This window comes from Pseudoalteromonas sp. P1-26 (assembly GCF_001401795.1).
Taxonomy (GTDB): Bacteria; Pseudomonadota; Gammaproteobacteria; order Enterobacterales; family Alteromonadaceae; genus Pseudoalteromonas.
In genome coordinates this window covers 1-210 of record NZ_LKDX01000211.1, presented here as the reverse complement: position 1 = coordinate 210, position 210 = coordinate 1, and the positions used below count along the sequence as shown (strand labels likewise).

Genomic DNA, 210 nt, shown 5'->3' with positions numbered 1-210 from the left:
AATGGTGGGTCATGATGGACTTGAACCATCGACCAATGGATTAAAAGTCCACTGCTCTACCAACTGAGCTAATGACCCGCTCTGATGCTCATAATAAGCTGCGTAAATCCGCCGATATAGAACCATTCAAAGAATGGTGGGTCATGATGGACTTGAACCATCGACCAATGGATTAAAAGTCCACTGCTCTACCAACTGAGCTAATGACCC

General features: G+C 45.2%; 2 tRNA genes. Both read right to left on the bottom strand.

Annotated features, from left to right (window positions below):
- Positions 1–2 precede the first annotated feature (2 nt).
- A tRNA-Lys gene (locus tag AN394_RS21550) sits at positions 3–78 on the bottom strand.
- A gap of 56 nt (positions 79–134) precedes the next feature.
- Positions 135–210: transfer RNA gene (locus AN394_RS21545), tRNA-Lys, on the bottom strand.